The organism is Burkholderia sp. LMU1-1-1.1 (assembly GCF_040675865.1).
GTDB lineage: Bacteria > Pseudomonadota > Gammaproteobacteria > Burkholderiales > Burkholderiaceae_D > Rugamonas.
Genome location: NZ_JBEGHG010000023.1, coordinates 311,330 through 328,145, shown reverse-complemented (window position 1 = coordinate 328,145; position 16,816 = coordinate 311,330). Strand labels below are relative to the sequence as shown.

Sequence of the window (16,816 nt, the reverse complement as noted above, 5' to 3'; positions counted from 1 at the left end):
CATGAACAACACCCAACGGCACACGCCGTCCCTACGCCTGTCCGCAATGGCCGCAGCATTCGCCGCAGCACTGCTGACAGCCATCCCGGCGCACGCGCAACTGAGCAGCGCCACCATCCAGGGCCAGGTCACCAGCGGCACCGCACCGTCGGCCGGCAGCGCCGTCACCGCCACCAACCAGTTGAACGGCTATGTCTACAACACCGTCACGCGCGCCGACGGCAGTTACGTGCTGACCGGCGTCGCCCCCGGCACCTACCAGATCAAGGTCGGTGAACAGAAGTCCGAACTGGTGACGGTCAGCGTCGGCCAGACCAGCCAGGTCAACCTGGCGTTGCAAGGCGGCGTGCAGCAGGTGGTGATCACCGGTTCCGCGTCGCGTCGCGATGTCGCCGGCTCGGAGGTCGGCACCTCCGTCTCGCGTGAACAGATCGAGAAGCTGCCGCAGGTCACCCGCAACTTTCTGTCCTTCGCCGATCTGGCGCCGGGCGTGCGCTTCAGCGTCGACAACAGCGGCAACGTCAAGCTGCAGTCCGGGTCGCAGAACCAGGACAACGTCAATGTCTTCATCGACGGCGTCAGCCAGAAGAACAACATCCTGCGCGGCGGCGTATCCGGCCTGGATACAAGCCGTGGCAATCCGTTCCCGCAGTCCGCGATCGCCGAGTACAAGGTGATCGCGCAGAACTACAAGGCCGAATTCGACCAGGTGTCGAGCGCCGCGATCACCGCGATCACCAAATCCGGCGGCAACGAGCTGCATGGCGACGCGTTCTGGGATCACACAGGCACCAATCTCACGGCCAAGGATCCGTTCCAGAAGGAGTCGGAAGAACGGGGTGTCGGTCGTCCGAAATCGTCGCAGGACCAATATGGCATGACCTTGGGCGGTCCGATCAAGCAGGACGTCGCGCACTTCTTCCTGGCGTACGAGGGCAAGAAGATCGACAGCCCGCGCCAGGTGATCGCCCAACGCACCGATCTGCTGCCCAACGCCGGCATCGTTCCGTCGCTGTTGTCGCAGCAGGGTTCGGCCGTATCGAAGTTCAAGGAAGACCTGTTCCTGTTGAAGGTGGATGCACAGATCGCGAAGAACCAGCGTGTGGAAGCGACCGCGCGCATCCGGCGCGAGACCGACATGATCCCGGAGGATTTAAAACTGAGCGTGCCGGAGAACTCGGTCAATCGCAGCAACGACGAGGACCGGCTGGACTTCAAGCATGAGTGGAGCAATGATAACTTCCTCAACGAGGCCCGCATCGGCTACGAGAAGTACAGCTGGAACCCGCATTCGAACGCAAACACGCCCTACATTAAATACCAGGTCTCGCCCAGCAATACGGACAACAACGTCGTCGACGTGATCATCGTCGGCGGATCGCCGAACAACCAGTTCCGCGAACAAAGCGGGTTGCTGTTCCAGGACGACCTGACCTACACTGGCAAGAGCGGACACACGATGAAGGCCGGCTTCAAAGTCAAGCACATCACCTACGACTTGTCGGGCACTGCTCTCGCCGTCGATAAGCGTATCGAGCGGATTGACACCGTTACAGGCCTGCCGAGTTTAATCCGCGTCGAAACGGCGATACCTCCCAGTGGCGTGGAGTTCTCCAACAACCAGTACGGCATCTACTTCCAGGACGACTGGCAGGCCAGCGAGAAGTTGTTGCTCAATCTCGGCATGCGCTATGACTACGAGGACAATATGCTGAACGACAGCTATGCGACGCCCGCCGACCGCGTGGCGCTGTTCGGCCAGCAGGACCCGAGGGCCGGCGCTCCCGCCGGACAGACCTACGCACAGTCCCTGGCCAAGGGCGGTATCAATATCGCCGACTACATCAGCACCGGCAATAGCCGCAAGCCGTTCAAGAAGGCCTTTGCGCCACGCCTTGGACTTTCATACGACATCAATGGAGACCGCGCCTCGGTACTGTTCGCCGGCTGGGGCAGGGCATACGACCGCACCATCGCCAACCATGCGTTGGATGAAGCGCAGAAAAATGCGCAGGCCAGGGGTGAAATCTGGATGATCAAGAACGATCACAAGATGGCTTATACCGACCAATGGAGCTTTGGGCTGCGCCAGGCGCTGGGTATCTGGAACGGCGAGGCGGGCTATACCAATTCGCGCAGCCGTAACCAATTCAACTGGTTCGGCGGCAATCGCGATCCGCAAGGGGGCTGGGGCGACGCCAGCCCGATCGATCCGTACTGGGGATCTGTGTCCGGCTACGGTACGCTGGTATTGGGAGACTTCGTCTCGCAGGCCAAGACCGAGTCGGCGTATCTGAAGATGGATAAGCCGTATAGCAAGTCTTCGACTTGGAGCTTGGGCGCGACCTACACCTACAGCCGCGGCGAGACCACCAACAAGGAGTGGACGAACGACATCTTCAACTGGACCCATGGCCGCTACGCCTCCGCATGGAATCCGTCGACCGACGTTGAACGTCACCGCCTGGTCGTGGCGGGCGTATCCGATGGCTGGTTGCCGTGGGGGCTGATGTTGTCCGGGAAGGTGACCGTCGGTTCGGGCCTGCCCTACCGTATGACCAATTGCTCGACCGGCTTCACGCAATGCGTGTCCGCTAAAGGCGATGGCGACGCCTTCCACCAGGTGGATGTGGGACTGTCGAAGGAGGTCGGGTTCCGCTTCGGCCGCGTGTCTCTGCGCGCTGACGTGCTCAATCTGTTCAACAGCATTAATTACGGCGGCTACGATGGCTGGGTCGGTGGTCCGGGCAATCCGCAGAATCGTCTCGGTGGCGACAACAGTAACCTCGGCAAGCCGAATTCGATGGGCGGCCAGATGCGCACACTGAAGTTCAGCGCGCGCTACGCGTTCTAAGGAGGCCCGTGTTCATGACCGTATTTTCCAAGCCTCGCGCCCTGCACGCCGCCGCCAGCCTGGCGATCGCCGTTTCCGCCTTGTTCGCCGGCGCAGGCGTCGCGCAGGCGCGCGATGCCGCGCTCCCGCCGATGTTCGACGATCTGCAGCGCCGTACCTTCGACTTTTTCTGGGAAACAGCCAACCCGGCCAATGGCCTGGTGCCGGACCGCTATCCGACGCCGTCGTTCTCCAGCGTGGCGGCGGTCGGTTTCGGCCTGACCGCGTATCCAATTGGCGTCGAGCGCGGCTACGTCACGCGCCAGCAGGCGCGCGACCGCGTGCTGGCTACCTTGCGCTTCTTCCGCAACGCGCCCCAGGGCGACGCCAAAGGCACGTCCACCAGCGGCTACAAGGGTTTCTTCTATCATTTCCTCGATATGAAGACCGGCCTGCGGCACGATAAGGTCGAGCTGTCGACCGTCGACACGGCACTGTTCCTGGCCGGCGCGCTGTTCTGCCAATCTTATTTCGACGGCGACGATCCGGCCGAGAAGGAGATCCGCAAGCTGGCGGCCGAGATCTACGAGCGCGTCGACTGGACCTGGGCGCAGGCGCGCAAACCTTCGATCGCGCTGGGCTGGCATCCCGAATCCGGCTTCATACCCTACGATTGGAAAGGCTACAACGAGGCGATGCTGGTCTACGTGCTGGCGCTGGGATCGCCGACGCATCCGGTGCAGCCCGATGCCTGGAAGGCCTGGACCAGCACCTACGGGAACAGCCTGGAAGGCAAGGGAGACAAGGAGTATCTCGGCTATCCGTCGCTGTTCATCCACCAGTACAGTCATGTGTGGATCGACTTCCGGGGCATCCGCGACGAGTACATGGGCAAACGCGGGTACGACTATTTCGAGAACAGCCGCCGCGCCACCTATGCGCAGCAGGCTTACGCGATCGCCAATCCGCTGCGTTGCAAGGGTTACGGCGCCAATGTCTGGGGCATCACCGCCAGTGACGGCCCGGTGGACAAGACGCTCGATTATGGCGGCATCAAGCTGCCATTCCGAACCTACACGGCGCGCGGCATCGGCGGCCTGAAACACTACGACGATTGCACGCTGGCGCCGACGGCGGCCGCGTCGTCGCTGCCGTTCGCGCCGGAGATCGTGGTGCCGGCGGTGCTGGAGATGAAGAAGCGCTACGGCGACTGGATCTATGGCCGCTACGGCTTCCTGGATGCCTTCAATCCAAGCTTCGACTATGACATCCCCGTCTCGCAAGGACGTACGATCAAAGGCAAGGGCTGGGTCGACAATGACTATCTCGGCATCGACCAGGGTCCGATCATCGCCATGACGGAAAACTATCGCAGCGATTTCGTGTGGCGCGTGATGCGGAACCACCCTGTGATCCGGCGCGGACTGGAACGTGCGGGCTTCACAGGTGGTTGGTTGCGGCAGCCGGAGAAGGCCAAGCCGGCGGCAGAGATGGCGCCCGCCCAATGATGCGAGACTTGTCACCGCGCCGGCACTTTTCGCGCGCGATGCCGACGCTGTTGTTATTGCTGGCCTGCGGCCTGCTGGCATCGTGCGCGCCCCGCAAGGAGCAGGGCGTGGTGCTCAAGTTCTGGGCCATGGGGCGAGAGGGCGAGGTGGTCACCGCGTTGATGCCGGAGTTCGAACGCACCCACCCGGGCGTACGGGTCGAAGTCCAGCAACTGCCGTGGACCGCCGCGCACGAAAAGCTGCTGACAGCATTCGCCGGCGACGTCATGCCCGACATTTTCCAGCTTGGGAATACGTGGGTGCCGGAGTTCGCGGTGTTGGGCGCGCTGCTGCCGCTCGACGCGCAAGTCGCCGCCTCGAAGCTGGTGACACCAGCCGACTACTTCCCCGGCATATGGGATACCAACATCGTCGACGGCAAGCTGTGGGGGGCGCCGTGGTATATCGACACCCGCGTGTTGTTCTACCGGCGCGACATGCTGGCGCAAGCCGGTTACGCCAAGCCGCCGCAGACCTGGGCCGAATGGATGAAGGCGATGAGCGCCATCAAGCGCCGTGTCGGGCCGGACAACTACGCGATCCTGCTGCCGAGCGAAGAATTCGAGCCGCTGCTAGCGCTGGCCCTGCAGAACGACGAGCCGTTGCTGCGTGACGGCGGCCGGTATGGCAATTTCCGCAGCGCCGGTTTCCGCCGCAGCCTGCAACTGTACGCCGACATGTACGCGCAGAAGCTGGCCCCGATGAACCGCATCACCAACGTCTATCACGAATTCGGCATGGGCTACGTGTCCTTCTACATTTCCGGGCCCTGGAATATGGGCGAGTTCAAACGCCGTCTACCGGCCGACCAGCAGGAGAACTGGATGACGGCGATCTTGCCCGGGCCTTCCGGTCCCGCGGCTTCGATCGCCGGCGGTTCCAGTCTGGCGCTGTCGGCGTCGTCCAAACACCCGCGCGAAGCCTGGCAACTGATCGAATACCTGTCCCGCACCGATACGGCGGCGCGCTTCCACGAGTTGACGGGCGATCTGCCGCCGCGCCGCAGCAACTGGAACGCGCCCCGTCTTGCCAACGATGTCTATGCCCAGGCGTTCCGGCAGCAGTTCGAACGCGTGAAGCCGGCCCCCAAGGTGCCCGAGTGGGAACGCATCGCCACCGAAATGCGGCTGGTGGCCGAGCGCGTTACGCACGGCGAGCTGACGGTCGATGAGGCGGTGGTGGCGCTGGACGCGAAGGCGGACCATATCCTGGAAAAGCGCCGCTGGATGCTGGCGCGGAAGGAGGGGCGATGAACTCGCGCCGCGCCGCCTGGTGCTTCGCCGGTCCCGCGCTGCTGGTGATCGGCGTGTTCTTCTTCCTGCCGGTGCTGGCCGCGCTGGTGATGAGCCTTACCGACTTCGATATCTACGGGCTGGCGAATCTGGACAATCTGCGCTTCGTCGGACTGCGCAACTACGCCGAGCTGCTGCAAACGCCGCTGTTCTGGCAGGCGCTGGGCAATACGCTGTATTTCGTCGTGGTTGGCGTGCCACTGTCGATCGCCGCATCGCTCGGCGCGGCCTTGCTGCTCAATTCCCGTCTCACCTGGTTCAAGGGCCTGTTCCGCACCGCCTTCTTTGCACCGGTGGTGACGTCGCTGGTGGCGGTGGCGGTGATCTGGCGCTACCTGCTGCACACGCGCTACGGCATGATCAATCACGGCCTCGATCAATTGGGCATATCGCCGGTGGATTGGCTGAACGATCCCGATTGGGCGATGCCGGCGATTATCCTGTTCGCGGTCTGGAAAAACTTCGGCTACAACATGATCATCTTCCTCGCCGGCCTGCAAAGCATTCCGGACGATCTGTACGAAGCGGCGGGGCTGGACGGCGCCGGTGTATGGGGCCAGTTCCGCTTCATCACCTGGCCGATGCTCGGACCGACGATGCTGATGGTGAGTATCCTGAGCATGTCGGGCTACTTCCAGCTGTTCGCCGAACCGTATGTGATGACGCAGGGCGGGCCGGTGCAGAGCACCGTCAGCGTGCTGTATTTCATGTACGAGCAGGGGTTCAAGTGGTGGAACCTGGGTGCGGCGTCGGCGGTGGCCTTCGTGCTGTTCGCGATCATGTTTGGCGTCACGCTGCTGCAACTGCGCTTTGCCAAAGGAGCGGACGCATGATCGCCTTCTCCTGGAAACCGCGCGCGTTGGCGCTCAATGGCTTGATGCTCGTGGCCGGCGCGCTGACCTTGTTCCCGCTGCTATGGATGCTGTCGGTGTCGTTGATGGAACCTGGCGAATCAAGCGCGTTCCCTCTGCCGCTGGTGCCGCGCGCCGCGACCCTGCACAACTACCGCGAATTGTTCAGCCATGCCGGCATCGGCCAGTATCTGCTCAATAGTTTGCTGCTGTCGTGCGCCGCGACGGTGTTGTCGCTGCTGTTCAACGTCAGCGCGGGATACGCCTTCGCCAAGCTCCGGTTCCGGGGACGCGACCGGATTTTCAAGGTCATGCTCGGCGCGCTGGTGATCCCCAGCCAGGTGGCGATGCTGCCGCTGTTCCTGTTGCTGAAGTATCTGGGTCTGGTCAACACCTACGGCGCGGTGCTGGTCCCGGCGATGGCTGGCATCTTCGGCATCTTCCTGGTGCGGCAGTACGCGCTGACGATACCGGATGCGCTGCTGGAGGCGGCGCGCATGGACGGCGCCAGCGAATTCCGTATCTTCCGCGTGATCGTGCTGCCGCTGCTTACGCCGATCCTGGTCACGCTTGGAATCTTCACCTTCCTCGGCACGTGGAACGACTTCATGTGGCCGTTGATCGTGCTGACCGATAAAGACCTTTATACCTTGCCGGTGGCGTTGGCATCGCTGTCGCGCGAACACGTCCAGGATAACGAGTTGATGATGGCCGGCTCGGTGCTGACCATTCTGCCGGTGCTGCTGTTGTTCCTCGGTTTGCAGCGGTACTATATCCAGGGCCTGCTGGTGGGGAGCGTAAAAGGATGAAGCTCATACATATGCTGGCTGCGGGCCTGGTCGCCGCGTTGATGTCGACGGCTATCGCGGCGGAGCCGCCGCGGGTGCTGGATGACTTTTCGTCTGTCGACGCGTGGCAGGCGCAGGCCTCCGATGGCGTGCGTGCCGCCGCCAGCGGCACCGATGGCGGCCTGCGGCTGGATTTCGATTTCGCCGGCAAAGGTGGTTACGCCTTCGTGCGCCGGGCGCTGCCGCTGGACCTGCCGGAAAATTACGAGATCTCGTTTTACGTGCGCGCCGACGCGCCTGTTAATCATTTCGAGTTCAAGATGACCGACGCCAGTGGCGATAATGTCTGGTGGTTCCCACAGCAGAATTACATCTTCCCCAAAGAGTGGCAACTGGTGCGCATCAAGAAGCGTCAGGTATTGTTCGCATGGGGACCGACGAAGGATCGCGTGCTCAAACATGCGGACCGCATCGAGTTTGTCGTCAGCGCCGGCAGCGGCGGTGGCAAAGGTTCGATCTATCTTAAGCAGCTGACAATACGCGCGCTGCCGCCGGTCCCGGATACCTGGCCGAAGCCGGTCGCGCAGGCGTCGTCACGAATGCCTGGCGGAGCAGCCGCGCTGGCGGTCGATGGCGATGCCGGTACGGCGTGGATCGGAAAGAAGATTAAAAGTGCGCCGCAGCGGCTGACGATCGATCTTGGCGTGGAGCGCGAGTTCGGCGGCCTTGTGCTGCACTGGCAAGGCCGCCGCTACGCGAGCAGCTACGATATCGAACTCTCGTCCGATGGCAGCCGGTGGCGGTTGGTGCGCCGTGTCGTCGCAGGCAACGGCGGTGACGATCCGTTGCGATTGGCGGAGTCCGAAGCGCGCTATATCCGGCTGGTGCTGCGCGATGGCCCGTCCGCGGCTTACGCGCTGGCGCAAGTCGATCTGAAGGATCTGGCCTGGGGAGCGACACCGAACCAGTTTATCGAAGGCGTTGCACGGACCGCTCAGCGGGGGCTGTATCCACGGGGCTTCTCCGGCCAGCAGTCTTACTGGACGCTGGTGGGCGTCGATGGCGGCGGCGACCACAGCGCGCTTATTTCCGAGGATGGCGCACTGGAGGCGAAGCAGGGAGGTTTTTCCATCGAACCATTTGTGCGTGACGGAGAGCGGTTAGTCACGTGGGCCGATGTGAAGGTGAGCCAGAGTTTGAGGGACGGTTATCTGCCCGTACCGTCGGTACTATGGCGGCATCCGGATTGGACGATGTCCGTTACCGCCGCCGCCGATGGCACCCCCGCTTCATCGCGACTGCTGGCGAAGTACGAGTTGAAAAACCTCGGCGCGACCGCGCGGCGCATGCAATTGGTTCTGGCGGTGCGCCCGTTCCAGGTCAACGCCCCGCGCCAGTTCCTCAATACACCTGGCGGCTTCAGTGCCATTAACGATCTGCGCTGGGATGGCAACGCGATCACCGTAAACGGCGATAGCAAGATCTATCCTTTGCAAGTGCCAGACGGCGTGGCCTTGTCATCGGTCGACGGCGGCCTGCTGCCCATCGCCCATCGCGGCGCATCCGGCGCGTTTGCGGCGCGGAGCCTGCATGACGCAACAGGCATGGCCTCGGCGGCGCTGACTTATGACGTCACGCTGCCGCCGTATGGCAGCGCTGTGATCGGTACCGTGCTGCCGATGGCAGGCGGCTCGGCGGGGTTCGCCATTCCTCCGTCCGACCGCAACGCCGCCGCATGGCTGTCCGGCCGACAGGATGCGGTATCGGCCGAGTGGCGCGGCAAACTGAATCGGGTCACGCTCAAGGTGCCGGAAGCGGGCCGGCACATGGCCGACACGCTGCGCTCGTCGCTGGCGCACATGCTGATGACGCGCGAAGGCGCGTCGCTGCAACCTGGCACTCGCTCCTACCGACGCTCCTGGATACGCGATGGCGCGATGATGTCGGAGGCGCTACTGCGACTCGGACAGGCCGACATCGCGGCCGAGTACCTGCGCTGGTATGCGCCGTACCAGTTCGATAACGGAAAAGTACCATGCTGCGTCGACCGCCGTGGCGCCGATCCGGTGCCGGAAAACGATAGCCATGGCCAGTTGATCTTCCTCGCGGCGGAACTGCACCGCTACACGCAGGACAAGACCGCGCTTGCCGAAGCCTGGCCGCGTATCGACGCCGCCGTGCGCTACATGGAAACCTTGCGTCAATCCGAGCGTGTCGAGGCAAACCGAACGCCGGAGCGCCGTGCGTTTTATGGTCTGATGCCGGCCTCGATCAGCCACGAGGGATATTCGGAAAAGCCGATGCATTCGTACTGGGATGATTTTTGGGCCATGCGGGGCTACAAGGACGCGGTCCATATCGCCGCGGCGCTGGGCAAAACCGATGACGAACGGCGCCTGGCGGTGGCGCGCGACGAGTTCCGGCGCGACCTCTATGCATCACTGGACGCCGCCACCGCCGTCCACGGCATCGACTACCTTCCCGGCGCGGCGGAACTGGGCGACTTCGATCCCACGTCGTCGACCATTGCGCTCACGCCCGGCGGCGAGCAGCAGTTCCTGCCGCCGGCGATGCTGAAGGCCACCTACGATAAATACTGGGACTTCTTCCTGGCTCGCCGCGACGGCCGCAAGGCTTGGGAGGACTACACGCCCTATGAACTACGCAATGTCAGCGCCTTCGTGCGCCTGGGTTGGCGCGAACGGGCGGCCAAGCTGCTGGATTACTTCTACACCGACCAGCGTCCGGCCAAATGGAACCAGTGGGCCGAAGTCGTCGGCCGCGACATGCGCCAGCCGCGCTTTGTCGGCGACATGCCGCACGGCTGGATATCGTCCGACTACATCCGCGCGGCGCTCGACTCGTTCGCCTACGAGCGCGAGTCGGATCAAGCGTTGTTGCTGGCAGAAGGCGTGCCGGTGGATTGGCTGCGCGGAGAGGGAATCGGCCTTCACGGACTGCGCACGCCGTATGGTCCGATCAGCTACAAGCTGGCCGCTGCCAATGGCACGCTCTCCTTGAATGTCGAGACCATGCAACGTACGCCTCCCGGAGGGGTGGTCTTTACCTGGCCGTGGCACACGGCGCCCGGCGCGGCCACGCTAAATGGCAAACAGGTGGCATGGCAAAACCGGCAGATCAGGATCGATAGCCTGCCGGCGGTACTGAAAATTAATGGCGCACCGTTATAACTTCGAGATCACAAGGATCATCAAATGAGCAAATCCATCCAGTTTCCCGCCGACTTCCTGTGGGGCAGCGCGACGTCGGCGTATCAGATCGAAGGCTCGCCGCTGGCCGACGGCGCCGGGCCGAGCATCTGGCAGCGCTTCTGCGCGGTGCCGGGCAATGTGCGCGACGGCGACAACGGCGACGTCGCCTGCGACCATTACAACCGCTATAAGGAGGACGTCGCGCTGATGGTGAAGCTCGGGCTGAAAGCCTATCGCTTCAGCGTTTCGTGGAGCCGCATCCTGCCGCAAGGGCGGGGCGCCGTGAATCAGGCAGGTCTGGATTTCTACAGCCGCCTGATCGACGAGCTGCTCGCCAATGGCATCGAGCCTATGCTCACGCTGTACCACTGGGATTTGCCCGCCGCGCTGGACGACCGGGGCGGCTGGCTCAATCCCGACATCGCCGACTGGTTCACCGACTATGCGCGCATACTGTTCCAGGCCTTCGATGGGCGGGTCAAGTCGTGGGCCACGCTCAACGAGCCATGGGTGGTCACCGACGGTGGGTACATGCATGGCACCCTGGCGCCGGGCCATCGCAGTGTGCACGAGGCGGCGCTGGCCAGTCATAACCTGATGCGCGCGCACGGCAGCGCCGTCAAGGCTTATCGGGAGGTGGGGAAGCATCAAATCGGTATCGTCGTCAACATCGAACCTAAATATCCGGCCAGCCAGTCGCAGGCCGATCTCGACGCCACGCGGCGCGCCGATGCCTACATGAACCGCCAGTACCTCGATCCGATCTTCCTGGGCGCCTATCCGCCGGAGCTCAAGCAGATGTTCGGCGACGCCTGGCCGGACTGGCCCGCCGCCGACTTCGAGTTGATCGGCCAGAAGCTGGACTTCGTCGGCATCAACTACTACACCCGCAGCGTGGTGCGCGATGAGCCCTCCAACTGGCCGCTGAAAGTGGCGCCGGTCCGTCAGACCCAGGCGACCTACACCGAGACAGGGTGGGAGGTGTTCCCGCAGGGGCTGACGGATACGCTGGTCAATTTCAAACGCCTGTACGGCGACACGCCGCTGTATGTGATGGAAAACGGCTCGGCGTTCTATGACCCGCCGCAGGCCGAGGGCGGGCGGGTGCACGATCCGCTGCGCGTTGATTGCCTGCGCAAGAATATGGGCGCCATCAGCGCCGCGCTGGAAGCGGGCGTCGACCTGCGCGGCTACATGGTATGGTCGCTGCTGGACAATCTGGAGTGGTCGCTGGGCTTTTCCAAGCGCTTCGGCATCATCCACGTTAATTTTGAAACGCAGCAGCGCACGTTGAAAGACAGCGCAATGCTGTATGCCGATATCGTCGCCAGCAATGGTTCCTGCCTCAATCAAGCCGCCGGAAAGCATCATGAATAATCGTTTAGAAAACACCTTTGCGCGTGAAACGCGGCTGCTCTCCAACGGCAGCTTCACCACGTTGATCACCGGCGCCGGCATGGGTTTCAGCCAGGTCGGCGATATGGCCCTGTCGCGCTGGAGCGGCGACCGCGTCGAGGACGGCGAGGGCTATTTTGTCTATCTGCGCGACACCGTCAGCGGCGATGTCTGGTCGCTGGGCTTGCAGCCCGGCGGCCCGGGGGACGCGGTCAGGACCTCCGGCGGCGAGGCTGGAAGCTTCTGGATTGGCGTATCGGCGCACGGCATCGCGGCGCATATGGAGATCGCCGTCGATCCCGCGCGGGACCTCGAACTGCGCAGCGTGGTGCTCAAGAACACCGGCTCTACCGAGCGCCATATCGAGGTGACCAGCTATCTGGAAGTGGTGTTGAATCGACAGGCGGATGAAGCCTCTCATCCGGCTTTCTCCAAATTGTTCGTGCAGACCGAGCACGACGCCGCCACAGGCGCCTTGCTGGCACGGCGCAGACCGCGCGGCGAGGGCGATGCGGCGCTGTGGATGGTGCATGTCGCCGCCGGTGGCGACGCCGCCGGCTTTGAGACCGATCGCACGCGCTTTGTCGGACGCGGACGCGAGTTGCGCTCGCCGGCCGGCATGGACGGAGAACTTTCCGGCACGGCCGGAAATGTGCTCGATCCAGCGTTTAGCTTGCGCCGCGCGGTAACGCTGGCGCCCGGGACGCACGCCAGCGTGGCATTTATCCTGGGCGCGGCGGGCAGTCGCGAGCACGCGCTCGCGTTAGCCGCCGGCCTGGAACCGACAGATCGTGCGCCGATCAATGCCGCCCGCGCCGCCCAGCAGGCGCTGGAGCAGCGATTGGGTTTGAGTCCGGACGAGGCGAGTTATTTGCAGCGGTTGGCGGGTGCGATGCTGTATGGCGAGCCGGCGGTACGCGCACCGCGCCATACCGCGCGTGAGGTCGAGGCTTCCGCCGATATTGGTTCCGTTCTTTCTTCCCACGCTCTTCCGGCCGGGCCGTTGGCCGTCCTGTGGGTCGATGGCGCGGACGATGCCAACGCGCGTTTGCTGCTGCGTGCCCGCGCTTATTGGGCCGCGCACGGCTGGATGGTCGATCTTTTACTGCTAGATCGTGACGGCTCTTACAAGGATGCGGAAGGCGTCCATGTGCGCAAACCTGAAAAGTTCAAAAAGCAGGATCTCGCGTTGATTGAAATGACCGCGCTATTGGTTGTTCGCGGCCGGATGCCGGTGCTGGATACCGACGTCGGCGCGGCCGCCTCCCAGCCGCCGGCCATGGGTACTGCGCAACAGGATGGACCGGAGACGGTGCCTGGCCGCGCCGTGCTGCATCACTTCAATGGTTATGGCGGGTTTACCGATGCCGGCGACGAGTATGTGATTCGCATGGATTGGAACGCGACCGATGGACTGCGCCGCCCGCCGCTGGCCTGGACCAACGCGATATCGAACGAGGGATTCGGCTTCTTGGTCAGCGAAAGTGGCGCCGGCTACACCTGGAGCCGCAACAGCCGCATATACCGCTTGACGCCATGGTCCAACGATCCGATACGCGATCCGCACGGCGAGGCGCTGTATCTGCGCGACGAGGACACTGGCCAGTACTGGTCACCGGTGCCCGGTCCGGCCCCGGCGCGCGCGGGATACGAGGCGGCGCATGGCTTCGGTTATACGCGCTTCAATCATTTTAGCCATGGCCTGGAACAGGAAACGGTGATGTTCGTGCCGCGCCATGATCCGGTCAAGATCGTGCGCGTGCGCGTGACCAACCGCGACGCGGTTGTGCGCCGCCTGTCGCTGTTCTCGTACCAGCGGCTGGTGCTGGGCGGTACGCCGGCCGATAGCAGCCGGTTCGTCATCACCGAGTGGGATGCATCCGGCGCGCTGCTGGCGACCAATCCTCTCGCTGGCCAGTTCGCGGACGGCGTCACGTTTACTGCCGCTTTGCCGGGCGATGGCGCGGCGGTGCATCACAGCGCCGACCGTGAGGCGTTCATCGGCCGGCACGGCGACCTTGCCAAGCCTGCCGCGCTGGCCGCCGCTCAATTGAATGGCGCCACCGGCGCGGGCCTCGATCCATGCGCCGCGTTCCAGACGACGCATGAACTGGCGCCGGGAGCGACCCTGGAATGGGTTGTGCTGCTGGGCGAGACGCAGGAACGCGCGGCGGCGCTTGACCTGGTGCGGCGCTACGCAGCCCCCGGCGCGGTGCAGCGGGCGCTCGACGAGATCACCGCTTTCTGGCGCCACACCGTCGGCGCCGTGCAGGTACGCACGCCGGTGCCGGCCATCGATTTGATGCAGAACGGCTGGCTGGCCTACCAGAACCTCAGTTGCCGTATCTGGGGACGTTCGGCGTTCTACCAGTCCGGCGGCGCGTTGGGTTACCGCGACCAGTTGCAGGATTCGAGCGCGATGATCTACGCGCGTCCCGACTTGACACGCCAGCAGATCCGCATCCATGCGGCGCACCAGTTTGTCGAAGGCGATGTGCTGCACTGGTGGCATACGGCGCCGCTGGAACGCGGGCTGCGCACGCGCTTCTCCGACGATCTTCTGTGGCTGCCGTACGTCGCGGCCTTCTACATCAAGACCACCGGCGACTGGAGCGTGCTCGACGAAGTCGAACCATTCCTGACGGCGCCGTTGCTGGAGGAGGGCGAGGACGAGGTCTATTTGAAGCCGTCGCTGTCTGGTGAAAGCGCAGACGTCTACGAGCATTGCTGCCGCGCGCTGGACCGCTCGCTGACGCAGGGCGCCCACGGCCTGCCGCTGATGGGCACCGGCGACTGGAACGACGGCATGAACCGCGTGGGCCGCGAAGGACGCGGCGAAAGCGTATGGATGGGATTTTTCCTGTCGCGCATCATCAAGGATTTCCTGCCGATCTGCGAGCGGCGTGGCGATACCGCGCGCATCGCCATTTACAGCGCGTATCACGATCATCTGGACCAGGCGCTGAACGATGGCGGCTGGGACGGCGAATGGTATCGCCGCGCCTATTACGACAACGGCGCCGTCATCGGCTCCAAGGACAGCGACGAGTGTCAGATCGATGCGCTGGCGCAGGCCTGGGCCGTGATCTCCGAGGCGGCGCCGCCGGCAAGGGCGGCGCAGGCGCTGGACGCGCTGGAGCAGCGGTTGGTGTCCGAGCAGGATGGCCTGATACGGCTGCTGACGCCTGCTTTCGTCAATACGCCCAACGATCCGGGATACATCAAGGGCTATGTGGCGGGCGTGCGCGAAAACGGCGGCCAGTACACCCATGCGGCGTGCTGGGTGGTGCGGGCGATGGCCGAAGCGGGACGCCGCGACCGCGCCGCGCCGCTGCTGGAGATGCTCAGCCCAGTGACCCACGCGCGCGACATGGCGGCGGTGGGGGTGTATCAGGTCGAGCCGTATGTCATCGCGGCCGATGTCTACGGCGAGGCGCCGCATGTGGGGCGCGGCGGCTGGACCTGGTACACGGGATCGTCCGGCTGGATGTATCGGGTGGGGCTGGAGTCCGTACTGGGCTTCAGCATCGAAGGCGGCGACACGATCGTAATGGCGCCGCGCATCCCGGACGATTGGCCCGGGTTCAGCATCCTCCATCAGTTGCCCGATGGCGGCGGCAGCTACGAGATCAAGGTGCTCAATCCCGGCCATAGCGCCAAGGATGTCGTATCGGTTACCCTTGACGGCACGGCGCTCGCGGCCGACGACGGCGTGGCGCGCATTCCGCTGCTGCGCGATGGCGCGGTCCATCGCGTCGAACTGGTTTTGGGCTGAGGGGAAGTCATGGCAGGAGTAGACATTCGCGGCATACGCAAGGGTTTCGGCCAGCAGCCTATCCTGCGCGGCATTGACCTGAGCATCGCCGACGGCGAGTTCGTGGTGTTCGTGGGGCCATCCGGTTGCGGAAAATCGACCTTGTTGCGCACGATCTGCGGCCTGGAAGACGCGGACGAAGGCACGGTGACCATCGGCGGCCGCAACATGACGCACGTGACACCCGCCGCGCGCGGCATCGCGATGGTGTTTCAAAGCTATGCGCTGTATCCGCACATGACGGTGTTCGACAACATGGGCTTCGCGCTGAAAATGGCGGGACTGTCGCGCGATGAGATCCGCGTCAAGGTGGAACAGGCGGCGGCGACGTTGCGCATCGAGCCGCTGTTGCAGCGCAAGCCCAAGGAGCTGTCGGGCGGGCAGCGCCAGCGGGTGGCGATCGGCCGCGCGATCGTGCGCCAGCCGGAGGTGTTCCTGTTCGACGAACCGCTGTCCAATCTCGACGCGTCGCTGCGGGTGCAGATGCGCATCGAGCTGAAAAACCTGCACCGCACCTTGGGCAGCACGATGATCTACGTGACGCACGACCAGGTGGAGGCGATGACCTTGGCCGACCGCATCGTGGTGCTGCGAGGCGGGCGTGTGGAACAGGTCGGCGCGCCGCTGGAGCTGTATCAGCGGCCGGCCAATATGTTCGTCGCCGGCTTCCTCGGTTCGCCGGCGATGAACTTCCTGACCGGCGTGGTGGAGCTGCTGGCCGGGCAGGCGATGGCGGTGCGGCTGTCCGGCGGCGCGCTGGTGCCGATCGGCGCGCGCGACGGACTGGTTCCCGGATCGCCGGTGTCGCTGGGCGTGCGCGCCGAGCACATGGCGCTGGCGCCGCACGATCCGGCCGGCGGCGGTGCCGCCGGTATTCCGGTCACGGTGCAGGCGGCGGAATTGCTCGGCGACGCCAGCTACATTTATCTGACACCCGACGATGGCGCGACCCAGTTGATCGCAAGGGTGGACGCCGAAGCGCGCTGGCAGGGCGGCCAGACGGCGGTCATTCGCGTCGAGGCGGCGCGCTGGCACGTCTTCGACGCGGACGGACTAGCCGTTTATTGAGCGTGCAGCGGGCGAC

Annotated in this window: 9 protein-coding genes; all 9 read left to right on the top strand. The window is 64.1% G+C overall.

Annotation, left to right across the window (positions count from 1 at the left end; genetic code table 11):
* The first annotated feature begins 1 nt into the window (after window position 1).
* From MRBLMU1_RS19830 to MRBLMU1_RS19790, 9 genes are read left to right on the top strand one after another with little or no spacing between them, the layout of a single operon-like run.
* Window positions 2–2,854 carry a TonB-dependent receptor gene (locus MRBLMU1_RS19830; RefSeq protein ID WP_363504577.1) on the top strand — a complete coding sequence of 951 codons (2,853 nt, stop codon included), beginning with the start codon at window positions 2–4 and terminating at the stop codon, window positions 2,852–2,854.
* Window positions 2,855–2,868: 14 nt separating this feature from the next.
* A complete protein-coding gene (locus tag MRBLMU1_RS19825; protein ID WP_363504574.1) occupies window positions 2,869–4,341 on the top strand; it encodes a glucoamylase family protein in 1,473 nt (490 codons plus the stop codon).
* Window positions 4,338–5,633, top strand: coding sequence for a sugar ABC transporter substrate-binding protein (locus tag MRBLMU1_RS19820; RefSeq protein ID WP_363504571.1), 1,296 nt, complete (start codon window positions 4,338–4,340; stop codon window positions 5,631–5,633). Before MRBLMU1_RS19825 ends, MRBLMU1_RS19820 begins: the two co-directional genes overlap by 4 nt.
* Window positions 5,630–6,505 carry a carbohydrate ABC transporter permease gene (locus tag MRBLMU1_RS19815; RefSeq protein ID WP_363504568.1) on the top strand — a complete coding sequence of 292 codons (876 nt, stop codon included), beginning with the start codon at window positions 5,630–5,632 and terminating at the stop codon, window positions 6,503–6,505. Before MRBLMU1_RS19820 ends, MRBLMU1_RS19815 begins: the two co-directional genes overlap by 4 nt.
* The gene (locus MRBLMU1_RS19810; protein ID WP_363504565.1) at window positions 6,502–7,332 is read left to right on the top strand and encodes a carbohydrate ABC transporter permease; all 831 of its coding nucleotides are present in this window, start codon (window positions 6,502–6,504) and stop codon (window positions 7,330–7,332) included. The genes MRBLMU1_RS19815 and MRBLMU1_RS19810 overlap by 4 nt, the downstream gene beginning before the upstream one ends.
* The gene (locus MRBLMU1_RS19805) at window positions 7,329–10,502 is read left to right on the top strand and encodes a discoidin domain-containing protein (protein WP_363504562.1); all 3,174 of its coding nucleotides are present in this window, start codon (window positions 7,329–7,331) and stop codon (window positions 10,500–10,502) included. The genes MRBLMU1_RS19810 and MRBLMU1_RS19805 overlap by 4 nt, the downstream gene beginning before the upstream one ends.
* Window positions 10,503–10,526: 24 nt before the next feature.
* A complete protein-coding gene (locus MRBLMU1_RS19800) occupies window positions 10,527–11,900 on the top strand; it encodes a GH1 family beta-glucosidase (RefSeq protein WP_363504559.1) in 1,374 nt (457 codons plus the stop codon).
* On the top strand, window positions 11,893–15,693 hold the full coding sequence (locus tag MRBLMU1_RS19795) for a GH36-type glycosyl hydrolase domain-containing protein (RefSeq protein ID WP_363504556.1): 3,801 nt from the start codon (window positions 11,893–11,895) through the stop codon (window positions 15,691–15,693). The genes MRBLMU1_RS19800 and MRBLMU1_RS19795 overlap by 8 nt, the downstream gene beginning before the upstream one ends.
* Before the next feature lie 9 nt (window positions 15,694–15,702).
* The gene (locus tag MRBLMU1_RS19790; RefSeq protein WP_363504553.1) at window positions 15,703–16,800 is read left to right on the top strand and encodes an ABC transporter ATP-binding protein; all 1,098 of its coding nucleotides are present in this window, start codon (window positions 15,703–15,705) and stop codon (window positions 16,798–16,800) included.
* The last annotated feature ends 16 nt before the right edge of the window (window positions 16,801–16,816 follow it).